At 56.0% G+C, this 16,770-nt stretch carries 18 protein-coding genes, 1 pseudogene and 1 riboswitch; of the genes and pseudogenes, 10 read left to right on the forward strand and 9 right to left on the reverse strand.

Annotated elements, in window-relative coordinates; genetic code table 11:
- From hupA to nudC, 5 genes are all read right to left on the reverse strand, one after another.
- A partial coding sequence (gene hupA, locus RDN66_RS22630; RefSeq protein ID WP_308538197.1) for a nucleoid-associated protein HU-alpha occupies positions 1 to 245 on the reverse strand: 245 nt, incomplete at its 3' end.
- 186 nt (positions 246 to 431) lie between these two features.
- Positions 432 to 1,022, reverse strand: coding sequence for a YjaG family protein (locus RDN66_RS22635; RefSeq protein ID WP_035896391.1), 591 nt, complete (start codon positions 1,020 to 1,022; stop codon positions 432 to 434).
- 33 nt (positions 1,023 to 1,055) lie between these two features.
- Entirely contained in the window at positions 1,056 to 1,736 is a 681-nt protein-coding gene (gene nfi / locus RDN66_RS22640; RefSeq protein ID WP_202216773.1) for a deoxyribonuclease V, read from the reverse strand.
- A 9-nt stretch (positions 1,737 to 1,745) separates the two neighbouring features.
- Positions 1,746 to 2,810, reverse strand: a complete 1,065-nt coding sequence (hemE, locus tag RDN66_RS22645) for a uroporphyrinogen decarboxylase (RefSeq protein ID WP_035896389.1) — start codon at positions 2,808 to 2,810, stop codon at positions 1,746 to 1,748.
- A 40-nt stretch (positions 2,811 to 2,850) separates the two neighbouring features.
- Complete coding sequence (gene nudC / locus RDN66_RS22650; RefSeq protein ID WP_035896388.1) at positions 2,851 to 3,624, reverse strand: NAD(+) diphosphatase; 774 nt, start codon at positions 3,622 to 3,624, stop codon at positions 2,851 to 2,853.
- 97 nt (positions 3,625 to 3,721) lie between these two features.
- Between nudC and RDN66_RS22655 the strand changes: the two genes are divergently transcribed.
- The 10 genes from RDN66_RS22655 to RDN66_RS22700 all read left to right on the forward strand — a co-directional run bounded on the left by RDN66_RS22655 (position 3,722) and on the right by RDN66_RS22700 (position 12,461).
- On the forward strand, positions 3,722 to 4,207 hold the full coding sequence (locus RDN66_RS22655) for an Rsd/AlgQ family anti-sigma factor (RefSeq protein WP_035896387.1): 486 nt from the start codon (positions 3,722 to 3,724) through the stop codon (positions 4,205 to 4,207).
- 53 nt (positions 4,208 to 4,260) lie between these two features.
- Positions 4,261 to 4,370: riboswitch (TPP riboswitch) on the forward strand.
- A gap of 83 nt (positions 4,371 to 4,453) precedes the next feature.
- On the forward strand, positions 4,454 to 6,352 hold the full coding sequence (gene thiC, locus RDN66_RS22660; protein WP_123652738.1) for a phosphomethylpyrimidine synthase ThiC: 1,899 nt from the start codon (positions 4,454 to 4,456) through the stop codon (positions 6,350 to 6,352).
- On the forward strand, positions 6,352 to 6,987 hold the full coding sequence (thiE, locus tag RDN66_RS22665; protein ID WP_035896385.1) for a thiamine phosphate synthase: 636 nt from the start codon (positions 6,352 to 6,354) through the stop codon (positions 6,985 to 6,987). Before thiC ends, thiE begins: the two co-directional genes overlap by 1 nt.
- Positions 6,980 to 7,738: a HesA/MoeB/ThiF family protein gene (locus RDN66_RS22670; RefSeq protein WP_202216775.1), complete on the forward strand. Its 759-nt coding sequence runs from the start codon at positions 6,980 to 6,982 to the stop codon at positions 7,736 to 7,738. Before thiE ends, RDN66_RS22670 begins: the two co-directional genes overlap by 8 nt.
- Positions 7,719 to 7,919 carry a sulfur carrier protein ThiS gene (gene thiS, locus RDN66_RS22675; RefSeq protein ID WP_202216776.1) on the forward strand — a complete coding sequence of 67 codons (201 nt, stop codon included), beginning with the start codon at positions 7,719 to 7,721 and terminating at the stop codon, positions 7,917 to 7,919. The genes RDN66_RS22670 and thiS overlap by 20 nt, the downstream gene beginning before the upstream one ends.
- 1 nt (position 7,920) lies before the next feature.
- Positions 7,921 to 8,691: a thiazole synthase gene (thiG, locus tag RDN66_RS22680; protein ID WP_035896382.1), complete on the forward strand. Its 771-nt coding sequence runs from the start codon at positions 7,921 to 7,923 to the stop codon at positions 8,689 to 8,691.
- The gene (gene thiH / locus RDN66_RS22685) at positions 8,688 to 9,818 is read left to right on the forward strand and encodes a 2-iminoacetate synthase ThiH (protein ID WP_202216777.1); all 1,131 of its coding nucleotides are present in this window, start codon (positions 8,688 to 8,690) and stop codon (positions 9,816 to 9,818) included. The genes thiG and thiH overlap by 4 nt, the downstream gene beginning before the upstream one ends.
- A 235-nt stretch (positions 9,819 to 10,053) precedes the next feature.
- Entirely contained in the window at positions 10,054 to 11,598 is a 1,545-nt protein-coding gene (locus RDN66_RS22690; RefSeq protein ID WP_308538198.1) for a diguanylate cyclase domain-containing protein, read from the forward strand.
- Between the two features lie 232 nt (positions 11,599 to 11,830).
- Positions 11,831 to 12,136 (forward strand): PTS sugar transporter subunit IIB, encoded by a 306-nt coding sequence (locus RDN66_RS22695; protein WP_035895906.1) that lies wholly within the window; start codon positions 11,831 to 11,833, stop codon positions 12,134 to 12,136.
- A 7-nt stretch (positions 12,137 to 12,143) separates the two neighbouring features.
- Positions 12,144 to 12,461: a PTS lactose/cellobiose transporter subunit IIA gene (locus tag RDN66_RS22700; protein WP_035895909.1), complete on the forward strand. Its 318-nt coding sequence runs from the start codon at positions 12,144 to 12,146 to the stop codon at positions 12,459 to 12,461.
- Positions 12,462 to 12,518: 57 nt separating this feature from the next.
- On the opposite strand, the gene RDN66_RS22705 is transcribed toward RDN66_RS22700, so the two are convergent.
- From RDN66_RS22705 to RDN66_RS22720, 4 genes and pseudogenes are all read right to left on the reverse strand, one after another.
- Entirely contained in the window at positions 12,519 to 13,496 is a 978-nt protein-coding gene (locus RDN66_RS22705) for an ABC transporter permease (RefSeq protein WP_202216778.1), read from the reverse strand.
- Positions 13,489 to 15,018, reverse strand: coding sequence for a sugar ABC transporter ATP-binding protein (locus RDN66_RS22710; RefSeq protein WP_202216779.1), 1,530 nt, complete (start codon positions 15,016 to 15,018; stop codon positions 13,489 to 13,491). The genes RDN66_RS22705 and RDN66_RS22710 overlap by 8 nt, the downstream gene beginning before the upstream one ends.
- Positions 15,019 to 15,097: 79 nt before the next feature.
- Positions 15,098 to 16,060, reverse strand: coding sequence for a sugar ABC transporter substrate-binding protein (locus RDN66_RS22715; RefSeq protein ID WP_202216780.1), 963 nt, complete (start codon positions 16,058 to 16,060; stop codon positions 15,098 to 15,100).
- Between the two features lie 200 nt (positions 16,061 to 16,260).
- Positions 16,261 to 16,770, reverse strand: a pseudogene (locus RDN66_RS22720) (DNA-directed RNA polymerase subunit beta'); the annotation flags it as partial.

Consider the following 16,770-nt stretch of genomic DNA (forward strand, 5'->3'; position numbering starts at 1 on the left):
CCAGAAACAAATGCCGGCACGTTAGCTGCGGCGATTTTGATTTCTTTACCGGTCTGCGGGTTGCGGCCAGTACGCTCAGCGCGGTGGTTCACTTTGAAGGTACCGAAACCAACCAGTTGTACAGCATCACCTTCTTTCAGAGACTCAGTAATAGCAGCCAGGGTGGATTCCAGTGCAGCTTTAGCCTGGGTTTTAGACAGTTCAGCCTTGTCCGCAATTACATCAATCAGTTGAGTCTTGTTCATAAGTTATCCTTACAATGTGTTTATCGCTTGCTAAGCATCGAGTGCGACGAAAATGCCATAAAAGCACTCTCCTGCATACACGCACCGATAGCCACTTTTTTTCGCCCTCCAAATGTAGACCAGACGGGGGGCAGATGTGAAGCCTTCAGGCATTACAATTCAGGCGGTAAATCACGTTTTGTTGTCTCATTGCTGAAAAATTATACCAATATTGCTCTCGCCGGCCTCGCGGAGGTCTGCGCGTAGCCCTTTAATCAGTTCAATATCGCGTTCTTCACACTCGGCTAAAAGGCGGAAAATCTCCCACTGAATGTCCCATTCTTGCTCTACAGCAGGGTTCAAACGCAGCTCTTCATCGGTCATTTCGCGACCAGCCTGAGTCATTTCCAGCATCGCGACGGAAGTAATAGAACTCTTACTGACTTCGATCGCGTGTTCGAGCGTTTCGCCGCTCAGGCGAGAGTGAATTAATTCACTTAATGCCACGCAAGCATCGATCGCCGGGTAAACGCCGTACATGTCGTAATCGTCGGCAGCCGGAATTGCCTCTTCCAGTTTTTCCAGCTGGCTGTCGAAGTTCACCTTCGCGTCTTTGACCGTCAGGGTTTCCCAGATGAGGTCGAGAATACGGCGGTACACCTGCGGCTCACCAAATTCCGACTCTTTGCAGAACATGGCGTAGTTCGGGTACATGCGTTCACACAGGCAGGCCATGAAAGTGACGTGCTGCCAGCTTTCCAGCTTCTCCAGACGCAGATGAATCGGGTTTTGTAACATGATGAGTTCTCAAATACGGAAATTAGACGCAGTTTACCCGATATGGGGCATTTTTGCTGCAAGCCGCGTAAAAGCCGGACGTTCCGATGCAACAGCATCTGCCCAGCGCGTGGGTTCCGGCAGGCGGTAGCCCTGGGTGCAGCGCTGTACCCACGCCAACGCGCTCCCGAGGCTTACGCGATGCCCCGTGGAGATAAACAGCGGGTTGCAGCGCACTTTGCTACGCCAGACCCATGCCAGCTGTTCGCCTTTGTCGATTAGCGGCGCGAGCGCGCCTGCTTCTGGCGGGAGCGGCTCAAACTTACCGCACAGCCGCTTTTTCGCCACGCCAATGGTGGGAACATCCGCCAGCAAACCAAAATGGCTAGCAACGCCCAAACGGCGAGGATGCGAAATGCCATGACCGTCGACAAACAGCAAGTCTGGTTTTTGCGAAAGCTGCTGCCATGCCGCCATTAAGGCCGGGGTTTCGCGAAAAGAGAGAAAACCGGGGATATACGGCATGGTGGTGGCAATACGCGCCACCTGATATTCCACGAGCTCAAGCGATGGATACTTCAGCAATACCATCGCCGCTCGCGTCACTTCGCCGCCCAGCTCAAAGCCTACGTCGGCACCGCCGATCAGATCCGGAGGATCGCCGTCGAAACGATCGTCCCGGATCACCGATGACGCCAGATCCAGTTGCTGCGCGCGCAGCGACGCGAGATCCACGTGGCAGCCTTAGCGGTGATACTGCGCCGACAGGCGGTGCACCGCTTCAACGAAGACACCCGCGTGTTCTGGCGGCACATCCTGATGAATACCGTGTCCCAGGTTGAAGACGTGGCCTTCGCCCTGACCAAAACCGGCCAGAATCGTCGCCACTTCTTCTTCAATGCGCGCCGCAGGCGCGTAGAGCATGGACGGGTCCATATTGCCCTGTAGCGCCACTTTATGGCCCACACGACGGCGCGCATCGGCGATATCGGTAGTCCAGTCGAGCCCCAGCGCATCGCAGCCGGTTTCCGCCATGGCTTCCAGCCACTGACCGCCACCTTTGGTGAACAGCGTCACCGGCACGCGGCGACCGTCATTTTCACGCAGCAGGCCATCAACGATTTTGTGCATGTAGTACAGCGAGAACTGCTGATAGTCGCGCCCGGTCAGCACGCCACCCCAGGTATCGAAAATCATCACCGACTGCGCGCCGGCTTTAATCTGCGCGTTGAGGTACAGCGTGACGCTCTGCGCCAGCTTGTCGAGCAGCAGATGCAGCGCTTTAGGGTCGGCGTACATCATCTTTTTAATCACGGTAAAGGCTTTGCTGCTACCGCCTTCCACCATATAGGTCGCCAGCGTCCACGGGCTACCGGAGAAACCAATCAGCGGCACTTCACCCTTCAGCTCACGGCGAATGGTGCGCACTGCGTTCATCACGTAGCCCAGCTCACCTTCCGGGTCCGGAATCGGCAGCTTTTCTACATCCGCTTTACTGGTGATTGGCGAGGTAAAGCGCGGGCCTTCCCCAGCTTCAAAATAGAGTCCCAGCCCCATCGCATCCGGAATGGTCAGGATATCCGAGAAGAGGATCGCCGCATCAAGCGGGTAGCGACGCAGCGGCTGCAGCGTCACTTCGCAGGCCAGCTCGGCGTTTTTGCACAGCGACATAAAATCACCTGCATGGGCGCGGGTTGCCTTGTACTCCGGCAAATAGCGGCCTGCCTGGCGCATCATCCATACCGGGGTCACGTCTACGGGCTGGCGCAGCAGCGCACGCAGATAACGATCGTTCTTCAGTTCGCTCATGTTTACATTCCTTTAGCGTTGATGCGCCTATTGTAACATGTCAGTCGTAATCAGCCCGACACATTGCCACCGTATCTTCGATCAGACGACGCGCCACCGTTCCCGGTGGTGGCAAGAGCGGCAGATCGTCATAGCGATACCAGTTGGCGTTAAGCAACTCTTTGGGATCGATAACAATGTCGCCGCTGTCATACTCCGCCATAAACGCGGTCATCAGCGACTGCGGGAACGGCCACGGCTGGGAGGTGATGTAGCGCAGGTTCTTCACCTTAATGCCGCTCTCTTCCATCACTTCACGCGCCACCGCCTGCTCTAAGGTTTCGCCCACTTCGACAAAACCGGCCAGCACGGTATGCACGCCGTTGCGATGGCGAACGTGTTGGGCAAGCAGAATGGAGTCGTCGCGGCGAATGGCGACGATAATGCACGGTGCAATCTGCGGGTAGTAGCGTTCACGGCAGTGGCTGCACAGCATGGCCCATTCGGTTTTGCTTGGGTGCATAGTGTGGCCGCAGTAGCCGCAGAATTTGTGCGAACGGTAAAACTCCGCCAGCTGCACGCCGCGCCCAGCAAGCTGGAACAGGCCCACGTCCTGGTCAAGAACCTGGCGCACGGTGCCCATATCATGACGCTTCTGCTGCTGTACCAGCCACACCGGAGAGCCTTCCCACTCGCCAATCTGGAGTGCGTGCTGACCCACAAGATCGAAATTTACCGCTTCGCCATATGGTAATTCCCCGCCGGGCAACCATAATTTTTGTTCGTGGCTGACTATCCACCAGCCGCGATCCAATTTTTCAATTATACGATCCATATCTCTTGCGCTACCTTTGCTTCACAGGCATGTTGTTAACATTATTATTACATAATGACGTGAGCAGATTTTAATCTTATCGATGCGGGGTCAACCTATGTTAAACCAGTTAGAAAGTCTAAAAGAGAGAATTCATGGACACCACAAACTGGTCGACCGTTGGCTGAATATTCGTAAGCACCTGCTCGTAGCTTACTACAATCTGGTTGGCCTTAAGCCTGGCAAAGAATCGTTCATGCGTCTTAACGAGAAAGCGCTTGATGACTTTTGTCAGCGCCTGGTCGACTATTTGTCTGCCGGTCATTTCAGTATTTATGAACGCATTATCCATAAAATGGAAGGCGACAGTCCGCTTTTAAACGCCAGTAAAATCTGGCCGCTGCTGGATGCCAATACTCAACAAATTATGGACTACTACGACTCTACGCTGGAGAACGCTATCGACCAGGATAACGTGTATGAATTCCAGCAGGCGCTGTCCGATATCGGTGAAGCGCTGGAGGCCCGTTTTTTGTTAGAAGACCAGCTCATCATGCTGACCTTCGAGGCGCTCGGCCCGGATGAAATCAAACGCCCGGCTTGAGATTTGCCGCATTAACGAGTAGTTTACATTCATTACCTCTCATCATTTGAGGTTACTTCTTGTCGGAGTGCCCAGTGCGCAAGCACGGGCTGAGACCGTTAATTCGGGATCCGCGGAACCTGATCAGGTTAAGACCTGCGAAGGGAACAAGAGTCAATCTATAGTCGCATCGCCCTAGGGCGATCTTCTCTCTTGCTTCATCCGTCGTCTGACAAGCCATATCCTTACTTTTATCTGGAATGAGCTATGTCTGTCACTACTAAACCATCACGCCGCGAGCAGCGCGCCCAGGCCCAACGCTTTATTGATACCCTGGAAGGCACCGCGTTCCCGAATTCCCAACGTATCTACATCACCGGTTCGCAGCCCGATATCCGCATTCCGATGCGCGAAATTCAGCTGAGCCCCACGCTGATTGGCGGCAATAAAGAGAACCCACAGTTCGAAGACAACGAAGCGGTGCCGGTGTACGACACATCCGGCCCTTATGGTGACCCGGATGTGGCGATTAACGTCCAGCAGGGTCTGGCGAAACTGCGCCAGCCGTGGATTGCCGCTCGCGATGACAGCGAAGAGCTGGACGATCGCAGCTCCGCCTACACCAAAGAACGTCTGGCCGATGACGGTCTGGACGATCTCCGCTTCAGCGGCCTGTTGACACCAAAGCGCGCTAAAGCGGGTAAATGCGTTACCCAACTTCACTATGCCCGTCAGGGGATTGTGACGCCGGAAATGGAGTTCATCGCCATTCGCGAAAACATGGGGCGCGAGCGCATTCGCAGCGAAGTATTACGCCACCAGCATCCGGGCATGGCCTTTGGTGCGCGCCTGCCGGAAAACATCACGCCAGAATTCGTGCGCGATGAAGTGGCCGCCGGACGCGCCATCATTCCTGCCAATATCAACCACCCGGAATCTGAGCCCATGATCATCGGCCGTAACTTCCTCGTGAAGGTCAACGCCAATATCGGTAACTCAGCGGTGACGTCCTCCATTGAAGAGGAAGTGGAAAAACTGGTGTGGTCTACCCGCTGGGGCGCGGATACGGTGATGGACCTGTCGACCGGCCGCTATATCCACGAAACCCGCGAATGGATCCTGCGTAACAGCCCTGTTCCGATCGGCACCGTGCCGATCTACCAGGCGCTGGAGAAGGTTAACGGGATCGCCGAAGATCTGACCTGGGAAGCCTTCCGCGATACGCTGCTGGAGCAGGCCGAACAGGGCGTGGATTACTTCACCATTCACGCGGGCGTGCTGCTGCGCTATGTGCCGATGACCGCGAAACGCCTGACCGGCATTGTGTCACGCGGCGGCTCCATCATGGCGAAATGGTGCCTTTCCCATCATCAGGAAAACTTCCTCTACCAACACTTCCGCGAAATCTGTGAAATCTGCGCGGCCTACGACGTGTCGCTGTCGCTGGGCGATGGTCTACGCCCTGGCTCAATTCAGGATGCTAACGACGAAGCGCAGTTCTCCGAGCTGCATACGCTGGGCGAGCTGACCAAAATCGCCTGGGAGTATGACGTGCAGGTGATGATTGAAGGCCCGGGCCACGTGCCGATGCAGATGATTCAGCGCAACATGACCGAAGAGCTGGAACATTGCCACGAAGCACCATTCTACACCTTAGGGCCGTTGACCACCGACATTGCGCCGGGCTACGACCACTTCACCTCCGGTATTGGCGCCGCAATGATTGGCTGGTTTGGCTGCGCCATGCTCTGCTACGTCACGCCGAAAGAGCACCTCGGCCTGCCGAACAAAGAAGACGTAAAGCAGGGGCTGATTACCTACAAGATTGCCGCTCACGCCGCCGACCTGGCGAAAGGACACCCGGGCGCGCAGATCCGCGATAACGCGATGTCGAAAGCGCGCTTTGAATTCCGCTGGGAAGATCAGTTTAACCTCGCGCTCGACCCGTTCACCGCTCGCGCCTACCACGATGAAACGCTGCCGCAGGAGTCCGGTAAAGTCGCTCACTTCTGCTCCATGTGCGGACCGAAATTCTGCTCGATGAAAATCAGCCAGGAAGTGCGCGACTACGCCGCCGCTCAGACCATTGAAGTGGGCATGGCGGATATGTCGGAGAACTTCCGCGCCAAAGGCGGTGAGATCTACCTGAAACGCGAGGAGGCCTGATGTATCAGCCCGATTTCCCAACGGTACCGTTCCGCCTCGGGCTCTATCCGGTGGTGGACAGCGTGCAGTGGATTGAGCGCCTGCTGGAGGCTGGCGTGCGCACTATCCAACTGCGTATCAAAGACAAACGCGATGATGAGGTCGAAGCGGACGTGATTGCCGCCATCGCGCTGGGGCGTCGCTATGACGCCCGGCTGTTTATCAACGACTACTGGAGATTGGCTATCAAGCATCGCGCCTACGGGGTGCATCTGGGTCAGGAAGACCTGGAAACCACCGATCTGAAAGCCATCCAGGCCGCGGGTCTCCGCCTTGGCGTATCGACCCACGATGATATGGAGATTGATATAGCGATCGCCGCTCGCCCGTCGTATATCGCGCTGGGCCACGTCTTCCCAACCCAAACCAAGCAGATGCCTTCCGCACCGCAGGGGCTGACGCAGTTGGCGGGTCATATTGCGCGTCTGGCCGACTATCCAACCGTCGCCATCGGCGGCATCAGCCTTGCGCGGGCGCCTGACGTGCTGGCGACCGGCGTGGGCAGTATTGCCGTGGTCAGCGCCATTACCCAGGCGGCGGACTGGCGTGAAGCCACGGCGCAACTGCTGGCAATAGCGGGAGTCGGCGATGAATGACCGCGACTTTATGCGTTATAGCCGGCAGATCCTGCTCGGTGATATCGCCATTGAAGGGCAGCAAAAGCTGCTCGGCAGCCATGTGCTGATTGTCGGATTAGGCGGTCTGGGCTCGCCCGCCGCGCTGTATCTGGCCGGTGCGGGCGTCGGCACGCTGACGCTGGCGGACGACGATGAGGTATACCTCAGCAATCTGCAGCGTCAAATCCTGTTCACCACCGACGATATTGCCCGCGCAAAATCGCAGGTCACCCAGCAGCGACTGGCGCGGCTTAACCCGGATATCGACCTGGTGGCGCTAGAGCAGCGGCTGAGCGGCGACGCGCTGCGTCACGCGGTATCGCGCGCCGACGTGGTGCTCGACTGCACCGACAACATGGCGACACGTCAGGCGATCAACGCCGCCTGCGTGGCGCTCAATACGCCACTCGTCACCGCCAGCGCCGTCGGCTTTGGCGGCCAGATCATGGTGCTGACGCCGCCGTGGGAGCAAGGCTGCTACCGCTGTCTGTGGCCGGATGATGCCGAGCCGGAGCGTAACTGTCGCACGGCGGGCATCGTCGGCCCCGTGGTGGGTGTGATGGGCACGTTACAGGCGCTGGAGGCCATTAAGCTGCTGAGCGGTATCGATACGCCGAGCGGCGAGCTGCGCCTGTTTGACGGCAAAACCAGCCAATGGCGCAGCCTCGCGCTGCGTCGCGCCGTAGGCTGCCCGGTATGCGGGGGGCGACATGCAGATTCAGTTCAATGATGAAGCAATGCAGTGCGCCGAGGGACAAACCGTCAGCGAGCTGCTCGCCACGCTTAATCAGCTCAAGCCGGGTACCGCGCTGGCGCTGAACCAACAGATTCTGCCACGCGACCAGTGGCAGCAGCACATCGTGCAGGAAGGCGACCAGATCCTGCTCTTTCAGGTTATTGCAGGGGGTTGATATGTTACGCATTGCGGACAAAACGTTTGATTCACATCTGTTCACCGGCACCGGCAAATTTGCCTCGTCCTCGCTGATGGTCGAAGCCATTCGCGCCTCCGGCAGCCAACTGGTGACGCTGGCGATGAAGCGGGTCGATTTACGTCAGCACAACGACGCCATCCTTGCTCCGCTGGTTGACGCGGGCGTGACGCTGCTACCCAACACCTCGGGAGCCAAAACCGCCGAAGAAGCCATCTTCGCCGCCCAACTGGCGCGTGAAGCGCTGGGAACAAACTGGCTGAAGCTCGAAATTCACCCCGATGCCCGCTGGCTGCTGCCAGACCCGATTGAAACGCTGAAGGCCGCCGAAGCGCTGGTGAAGCAAGGCTTTGTGGTGCTGCCCTACTGCGGCGCGGACCCGGTGCTGTGCAAGCGGCTGGAAGAAGTCGGCTGTGCGGCAGTGATGCCGCTGGGTGCGCCTATCGGTTCTAATCAGGGGCTGGAAACCAAAGCCATGCTGGAGATTATCATCCAGCAGGCCACCGTACCGGTGGTGGTGGATGCCGGGATCGGCGTGCCTAGCCACGCGGCGCAGGCGCTGGAGATGGGCGCTGATGCTGTGCTGGTCAACACGGCCATTGCCGTGGCGGACGATCCGGTGACCATGGCGACCGCTTTCCGTCTGGCGGTAGAAGCCGGGCTGCTGGCGCGTCAGGCGGTGCCGGGAAATCGAAGCACACAGGCAAGCGCCACCAGCCCATTAACCGGCTTTCTGGAGGCGCTGGCATGAAAACGTTCAGCGACCGCTGGCGACAGCTGGAATGGGACGACATCCGTTTACGCATCAACGGCAAAACGGCCGCCGACGTGGAACGGGCGCTCGGCGCTTCACAGCTTAGCCGCGACGATCTGATGGCCCTGCTCTCCCCCGCTGCTGCCGACTATCTGGAACCCATGGCGCAGCGGGCGCAAAAACTCACCCGCCAACGCTTTGGCAATACCGTCAGCTTCTACGTGCCGCTTTATCTCTCGAACCTCTGCGCCAACGACTGTACCTACTGCGGCTTCTCCATGAGCAACCGTATTAAACGCAAGACGCTGGATGAAGCGGAAATCGCCCGCGAGTGTGCGGCGATACGCGAGATGGGGTTTGAGCATCTCCTGCTGGTTACCGGCGAACACCAAAGTAAGGTGGGCATGGACTACTTCCGTCGCCACCTGCCGGATATTCGCCAGCAGTTTGCCTCGTTGCATATGGAAGTGCAGCCGCTGGCCACCGAAGAGTATGCCGAGCTTAAAACGCTGGGGTTGGATGGGGTGATGGTCTATCAGGAGACCTACCATGAAGCGATGTACGCGCAGCACCATCTGAAAGGCAAAAAGCAGGACTTCTTCTGGCGGCTCGATACGCCGGACCGTCTGGGACAAGCGGGGATCGATAAAATCGGTCTCGGCGCGCTGATTGGCCTTTCCGATAGCTGGCGGGTGGACTGTTTTATGGTTGCCGAGCACCTGATGTGGCTACAGCAGCGTTATTGGCAAAGCCGTTATTCCATCTCTTTCCCACGGCTGCGTCCGTGCGCGGGCGGCATTGAGCCAGCATCGTTGATGGATGAACGTCAGCTGGTACAAACTATTTGCGCGTTCCGCCTGTTCTCCCCGGAAACGGAGCTGTCGCTCTCCACACGCGAATCACCGTGGTTCCGTGACCGCGTGATTCCACTCGCCATCAACAATGTCAGCGCGTTTTCGAAAACGCAGCCTGGTGGCTACGCCGACAATCGCCCGGAGCTCGAACAATTCTCACCGCATGATGCCAGAACACCTGCCGAAGTCGCGGATGCACTTACCGCCCGTGGACTACAGCCGGTCTGGAAAGACTGGGATAATTGGTTGGGGCGCAGCGCAGCACGCTGAAAATTGGCTACACTTCTTCAGGGCAGTATTTGTTTTTTTACTGCCCTTCCTTCGATTTTAACGAAAGAATATTTCATAAAAACCGATTATAAGCAGTGATTTAATCTATATATTTAGAACAAATATTCATCTTCACACCAATAAAGTATAATTATCAAGTTATAAATATAGGTGTCATATTGCAGTACCAACTCGCTCTGGTCTTCTGCAATCCCCCCGAGGAATGGAAACCATGATGAGTTCTCACAGTAGACGGCTGTCGTTTACTACCCCGATTTTTATCAGTTTTGCTGGTATTCTACTGAGTTTTATTATTATTGCGGCTCTGGTGACTGTCATCCAGCGCAACGATATTATTCGCGATTATCATGGCATTAACCGCAACTTCACCCATAATCTCGCGGTCAATTACACCGAATCCATTCTCCATGAAAATGATTATATCCTGGGCCGCGCCGCAACCTATTTAGCCCGTGATGACGAGCTGAATCGACTGGTGAATCTCGACCCGGTTCAAGGGCAGCAATCGATGATGCAACTGCTGTCAATGATGCCAACCGTATCCTCATTATCTATCGCCGATACTGAAGGCCACTACATGCGGGCCCCGCAGGTGGTTCAACGCCAGAATGCGCCCGTCTTTGATGCCACAACCCGCCCCTGGTTTGTTCATCAAGGAGACGCGGGAATTTTCAGCCGGTATACCCAGCCCTATGTCGATTTCTTTACTCAACATCAGACCGTTACGCTAGCAAAACCGGTGATTTTGACCGACGGCAAGCTGAAAGGAACGCTGGCATTCCATTTTGACCTGGCCGCCATGAGCCATACGCTCCGGCAAATGAGACCCCCTGTTCAGGGAGAATTCTTTGTCGTCAATCGTCAAGGTCAGGCGCTACTGCATTCTGACAACGGCAAGCTCTTCCAGAAGGTTATTTCCCCCCAGATCCTGAGCGGCATGACGGCCGGTGAGGGCGAAGTTTTCGATAAAGGCAGCCGCACCTGGTATTACTACTACTCCTTCACCAACCCCGACTGGTTCGTGATTTATAAAGTCTCCGGCCATACGCTCAGCATGCTGGCACAGCATGAAAGTATCATCATCTCCTGGGGCTTTGCGCTGGCCGGGCTTATCATCATCACCTTCGGTCTGTATCTGCGTCATGCTTCCCGCGGCATCCTGATGAATATCATTAACGCTATCAAAACCGGCGACACTAACCGTGCGCCCGGCCTTGAAGTGATGCTGCATAAAGCGATTGAAACCAACAAAGAACGAGAAAGGGCCTACGTCCGTCAGGCTACCGTCGATTCACTCACCGGCTGTAAAAACCGTTGGGCCTTTGATACCGACATGACCGCGTTGATGGCGGAGCGGCAGCCCTTTTCGCTGGCGCTGGTCGATATCGATAACTTCAAATCCATTAATGATACCTGGGGCCACCTCAGTGGCGATATCGTGCTGCGAAACGTGGCGCGCGAAGGGATCACCATTCTCCAGGCGCACGGGCTGTCGCTCTACCGCTACGGCGGTGAGGAGTTCGCGGTTATCTTCACCGCTGAACATATTGCCGAGGCTTCTGCGCTGCTTGAGCTGTGGCGGATAAACGTCGCCAATAGAAACTGGCGTGAAGAAGGGCTCCATGTGACCTTCAGCGCCGGGCTAGGTGAATGGCATATGGAGACGCTGGATCATCTGGTTTCAAGCGTCGACGAGGCGCTTTATAAAGCCAAACGCCAAGGGAAAAACCGCATCCTGCGTACGACCCACGACGCGTAGCCCGAACGAAGTGCACCGACGCCGGGGCGGCTCGGTGCCAAATCCCGGCGTCGCATTGCCCGGCCAGGCTACCCATCTTTCCGGATTTTGCACGTTAAACACAAAAAAATGTAACCGGTTTCAGTTTTTTGAGATGATCTTTGTGATGGCTTACACACAATCGTTGTAAAGCGGTTGTTGATCGTTTCAGCTCGCGATAAACATGATTCATCACGGGTCATGAGGGAGCATTATGAAGAATATCGTTTTATGCTGCGCTGCAGGTATGTCCACCAGCATGTTGGTTCAACGCATGAAGGATGCTGCACAGAAAAAAGGCATTGAAGTCTCAATTAAAGCCGTACCGGTGGCCGAATTTAAAGCGAACATCAATGACGCGGACATCGTGCTGTTGGGTCCGCAGGTGAAGTATGAACAAGCTAAGCTTCAGGCGCTGGCTGACCCGTTGGGTAAAAAGGTCGCGGTCATCGACATGATGGACTACGGCATGATGAAAGGCGATGTCGTGCTTGAGAAAGCCCTTAAGTTAATGGAGTGAGAAAGACGTGGAAGATTTAGAATCAATCATCATGGAACTGCTGGTGAACGCCGGTGCCGCACGTAGTTCAGCATTAACTGCGCTGCAACTGGCTCGCAAAGGTGACTTTGAGGGCGCGGAAAAAGCGATGGAAGAGTCTCGCGAGTTCGTCAAACTGGCCCATGGTATCCAGACCCAGCTTATCGGCATCGACGAAGGTACAGGTAAACTGCCGGTTAACCTGATCACCGTTCACTCCCAGGACCACCTGATGAACGCTATGGTTATTCAGGATCTGGCAACCGACATGATTGAACTGTATCGTCGTATTCCACTGGTTAGCTAACCACGTCATCGCATAGATACAGAAGGCACCCCTACGGGGGTGCCTTTGTTTTTTTATTTATCCTTTTTTCTGCCGGTGGCTTCGGTAGGTATCGAGTACAACGGCAACCACGATGACGGCACCGGTGATGACGCGTTTGGTTGGCTCACTCGCACCTATCTGCGCCAGACCTGCCGCCAGTACGGAGATAATCAGCGCGCCGAGGAACGTGCAAACCACCGAGCCTCGCCCGCCCATCAGACTGGTACCGCCAATCACCACTGCCGCAATCACCTGTAGCTCCATCCCAACGCCGCCGTTGGGGTCCGCTGCTTCCAGACGAGCGACCTGGAAGAGCGACGCGAGGCCAGACAGCGCTCCCATCAGTGCAAACACGATGACTTTGTACGGCGCAGGATTAATACCCGAGAGCCTTACTGCCTCCTCGTTGGTGCCGATACCAATCAGGTGACGGCCAAAAATCGTGCGGGTAAGCACCCCTTGCCCTATCAGAATTACCAGTACTGCAATCACAAACGACGGCGAGATACCGAACGCAATCGGGTCGGCCAGGAAGTCGAAGCTGGAGCCGATATAGGCCGTGCGAGAGTCCGTCAGTTGGTAGGCGCTGCCGCGCGCCATCTCCAGCATACCGAGCGAGACAATAAACGTCGGGATGCGCCAGATAACGGAAATCAGCCCCGTCAGCGCACCAACAACCGTCGCCACCGCAATCCCAGCCAACGCTGCCAGCCAGGGCGACCAGTGCAGGTTAAGATAGGTGACGCTTACAACCGCCGCCGATAGTGCCAGCACGGACCCTACCGACAGATCGATACCGGCAATAATCAGCACGAACGTCATACCCACCGACATCACCATCAGGTCGGGGATCTGGTTGGCGATGGTGCTAAACGTGTTGAGGCTCAGGAAGTGATCGCTTAAAAAGGAGAACAGGATAATCATCGCCAGCAGCGCGCCGATTAATCCCAGATAGCGGCTCAGCCCCCGCCATGTTGCGGCGCGACGGTTAATAGACAGCGTTGAATTACTCATCCTGCAAACTCCCTGTGGCGTGCTGATAGCCAGAAAAAGCGGCGGCCAGAATTGCATCCTGGGTCCAGTCGTCGCGGGTAAACGTCTCCACCAGCTTGCCAGCGGAGAGCACGGCAATACGATCGCATATCAGCATGAGCTCGCGCAGATCGCTGGAGACAACCATCAGCCCTTTCCCGCTTTGCGTCAGCTCATTGAGCAGCAGATAAATATCGCGCTTGGCCCCTACGTCAATGCCGCGGGTGGGTTCATCGAAAAGGATGACGTCGCAGTTACGTTCCAGCCATCTGGCGATCAGTACCTTTTGCTGGTTGCCGCCTGACAGGCTGTCGACCGCCAACTCCGTTCCCGACGTACGGATGCCCAGCCGGGTGATGTATTTCTGCGCCAACTGCCGCTCCTTGTCCGCATGGAGCCACGACAGGCTGCTGACTTTATCGCTGTTCCCGAGCGCCGTATTTGCCGACACCGAATGCGGTAACAGCAAACCTTCACCTTTTCGGTCTTCCGTCACCAGCGCAATGCGGTGAGCAATAGCCTCCGAAGGCGAACGAATCGTCACGGGTTTGAGCGGGTCGCCAACCTTCAACTGCCCGCTATCGATAGGGTCCGCGCCAAAAATAGCCCGCATCAGCTCAGTACGCCCCGCGCCGACCAGGCCACTCACGCCCAGTACTTCGCCGCGATGCAGCGTCAGTGAGATATCCTGTAGCACTTTCCCGCGCGTGAAATGCTCCACCTGCAGAATGGGGTTGCCCTGCCTGCGGGCGCTAACGTCCAGCGTACTCTCGAGGTCGCGCCCCACCATCAAGGAAACCAGCTGATCGCTGTTATAACGCTTGATATCGTCAGTACAGACCACGTTGCCGTCGCGCAGAACCATGATGTCATCGGCGATTTGTGCCAGTTCATCAAGGCGGTGAGAGATATAGATAAGGGAGACGCCACGCTGCTTAAAGCGCGTAATCTGCTCGAACAGCAGCTCAACTTCACGGCTGGTGAGCATGGCCGTAGGTTCATCAAGGATAAGAATGCGGCTATCGCCAATCAGGTTACGGGCGATTTCGATCATCTGCTGGTGCCCCATTCCCAGCTCACCCACCAGCATATCCGGGTCAAGTCCCTGCAGGCCGACCATCGCCATTACCGGCGCGGACATCTCCCGCAGGCGCTTACGGTTGATCCACCCTGCCCGGTTCGGCAATTGATCGAGAAAGAGATTTTCGGCGATGGTTAATGTCGGCAGTAAGTTGAGTTCCTGCATCACCATGCGGACGCCGAGCTTTTCCGCTTCCTTACGACTGGCAGGAGCATAGGGCTGCCCGAGGTAGGTCATGGTACCGGTGGTGGACGAAATCAGCCCGCCGATAATTTTCGACAACGTACTTTTCCCGGCACCGTTCTCTCCGGTCAGCGCCAGCACCTTGCCGCTGTATAAACTGAGATTAATATTGGTCAGCACCGGTTCGTTGTAGGTTTTACCCACGCCGGACATTGACAGAATTTCTTGATATTCAGCCATTTCGCGCACGCAACCCGATCTATCGGATCCCTGTAAAAACCGGGGCCGTTAACCTGCGCCCCGGGGAATAAGCGCCGGGTTACTGTTTCACAATCAGCTTGACCGGGGTTTCTACGCTGCCGGAAAGTTCGCTCTGTTTTTTACCGGCTTTCAGCGCATCCAGCGCGGTGTTAATACCAAAGACCGCCTGTTGAGACGCAAACTGATCGGCGGTCGCCAGCACGCGGCCATCCTGCAGCATCGGTTTAATGGCTTCGATGTTGTCATAGCCAACCACCTGAACCTGTCCACGTTTACCCGCTGCGCGAATGGCAGAGACCGCACCTAATGCCATGTTATCGTTGTCCGCCAGCAGCGCTTTGATATTTGGATATTCACTCAGCATGGCAGCGGCAATGGTGTTGGCATTGTTCATCTCCCACTGACCGGACTGGACGGAAACCACCTTCATGCCACCAGCAGACATCGCGTCCTGGAAGCCTAGCGTACGCTGCTGGGAGTTGGTCGATGTAGGGATCCCTTCGATAATGCCCACCTCATCGCCCGCCTTCAGGTGTTTTGCCAGATAGTCGCCGATATCTTTCGCGCCTTTACGGTTATTCGGCCCAACGAACGGCACGTTCAGCCCTTTGTCTTTCAGCACCGTAGGGTCAAATTGGTTGTCGATATTAATCACCAGAATCCCGGCATCTACCGCCTTTTTCACCACCGGTACCAGTGCTTTAGAGTCAGAAGGCGCGATGATAATGGCGTCGGCTTTGGAGACAATCATCTGCTCTACAATCTGAATCTGATTCGCAGTATCCGTCTCATTTTTAATACCGTTGGACACGAGATCGAACTTGTCCGCGTTTTTCTTTTGGTAATCCTTGGCCCCGTTTTCCATGGTCAGGAAGAACTCATTCGCCAGTGACTTCATCACCAGCGCGACTTTCGGCTTATGCGCTGGCGCATCAGCGGCAAAAGCAGGGGTGACGATGGCTGCCGACAGCGCTATGGCGATAGCGGTACCAACGAAGCGTGAAAAGACTTTTTTATTCATGATGTTATCCATTTTTATAGGTAGGGTTAGACGCACTACCCGATGGAGTATAGTCAAGCAAAATTCGGGTCAGAGTGAGGCACTGCACAATATTCCAGAGAGGTTTCCGGACGCAGTAAAAGTGGGGCAGTCGTAAAAACAGCAATAAAAAAGGCCAGTCCGAAGACTGGCCTTTCAACTTATCGCACTAGCGTGAACGATTAGTCGTTATCAGAGCCACCCAGACCTGCGTTCAGCAGTTCTGCCAGGCTCGCGGTCGCTTCTTCTGCACTCACCTGAGGTGCTGCAGAAACTTCGCCCGCCGCACGGCGACGGATACGATCCTGGTGGTACGCATAACCGGTACCAGCCGGGATCAGACGACCCACGATAACGTTCTCTTTCAGGCCGCGCAGTTCGTCGCGTTTGCCCGCAACGGCTGCTTCGGTCAGGACACGCGTGGTCTCCTGGAACGATGCTGCAGAGATGAACGACTCGGTTGCCAGAGACGCTTTGGTGATACCCAGCAGATCGCGAGCGAAGGTTGCGCCCACTTTGCCGTTCGCTTCCAGATCGCGGTTAGCAATCTTAACGCGGGAGTATTCAACCTGTTCGCCTTCCAGGAAGTCGGAGCTACCAGCGCTTTCGATGGTGGCTTTACGCAGCATCTGACGAACGATAACTTCGATGTGTTTATCGTTAATCTTAACGCCCTGCAGACGGTATACGTC

The organism is uncultured Kluyvera sp. (genome assembly GCF_902485085.1).
GTDB lineage: Bacteria > Pseudomonadota > Gammaproteobacteria > Enterobacterales > Enterobacteriaceae > Kluyvera > Kluyvera ascorbata.

Coding starts and splice junctions, on each gene's coding strand:
- RDN66_RS22635 (WP_035896391.1), bottom strand. CDS start 1,022: ATGTTACAAAACCCGATTCATCTGCGTCTGGAGAAGCTGGAAAGCTGG.
- hemE (WP_035896389.1), bottom strand. CDS start 2,810: ATGAGCGAACTGAAGAACGATCGTTATCTGCGTGCGCTGCTGCGCCAG.
- nudC (WP_035896388.1), bottom strand. CDS start 3,624: ATGGATCGTATAATTGAAAAATTGGATCGCGGCTGGTGGATAGTCAGC.
- RDN66_RS22655 (WP_035896387.1), top strand. CDS start 3,722: ATGTTAAACCAGTTAGAAAGTCTAAAAGAGAGAATTCATGGACACCAC.
- thiC (WP_123652738.1), top strand. CDS start 4,454: ATGTCTGTCACTACTAAACCATCACGCCGCGAGCAGCGCGCCCAGGCC.
- thiE (WP_035896385.1), top strand. CDS start 6,352: ATGTATCAGCCCGATTTCCCAACGGTACCGTTCCGCCTCGGGCTCTAT.
- RDN66_RS22670 (WP_202216775.1), top strand. CDS start 6,980: ATGAATGACCGCGACTTTATGCGTTATAGCCGGCAGATCCTGCTCGGT.
- thiS (WP_202216776.1), top strand. CDS start 7,719: ATGCAGATTCAGTTCAATGATGAAGCAATGCAGTGCGCCGAGGGACAA.
- thiG (WP_035896382.1), top strand. CDS start 7,921: ATGTTACGCATTGCGGACAAAACGTTTGATTCACATCTGTTCACCGGC.
- thiH (WP_202216777.1), top strand. CDS start 8,688: ATGAAAACGTTCAGCGACCGCTGGCGACAGCTGGAATGGGACGACATC.
- RDN66_RS22690 (WP_308538198.1), top strand. CDS start 10,054: ATGAGTTCTCACAGTAGACGGCTGTCGTTTACTACCCCGATTTTTATC.
- RDN66_RS22695 (WP_035895906.1), top strand. CDS start 11,831: ATGAAGAATATCGTTTTATGCTGCGCTGCAGGTATGTCCACCAGCATG.
- RDN66_RS22705 (WP_202216778.1), bottom strand. CDS start 13,496: ATGAGTAATTCAACGCTGTCTATTAACCGTCGCGCCGCAACATGGCGG.
- RDN66_RS22710 (WP_202216779.1), bottom strand. CDS start 15,018: ATGGCTGAATATCAAGAAATTCTGTCAATGTCCGGCGTGGGTAAAACC.
- RDN66_RS22715 (WP_202216780.1), bottom strand. CDS start 16,060: ATGAATAAAAAAGTCTTTTCACGCTTCGTTGGTACCGCTATCGCCATA.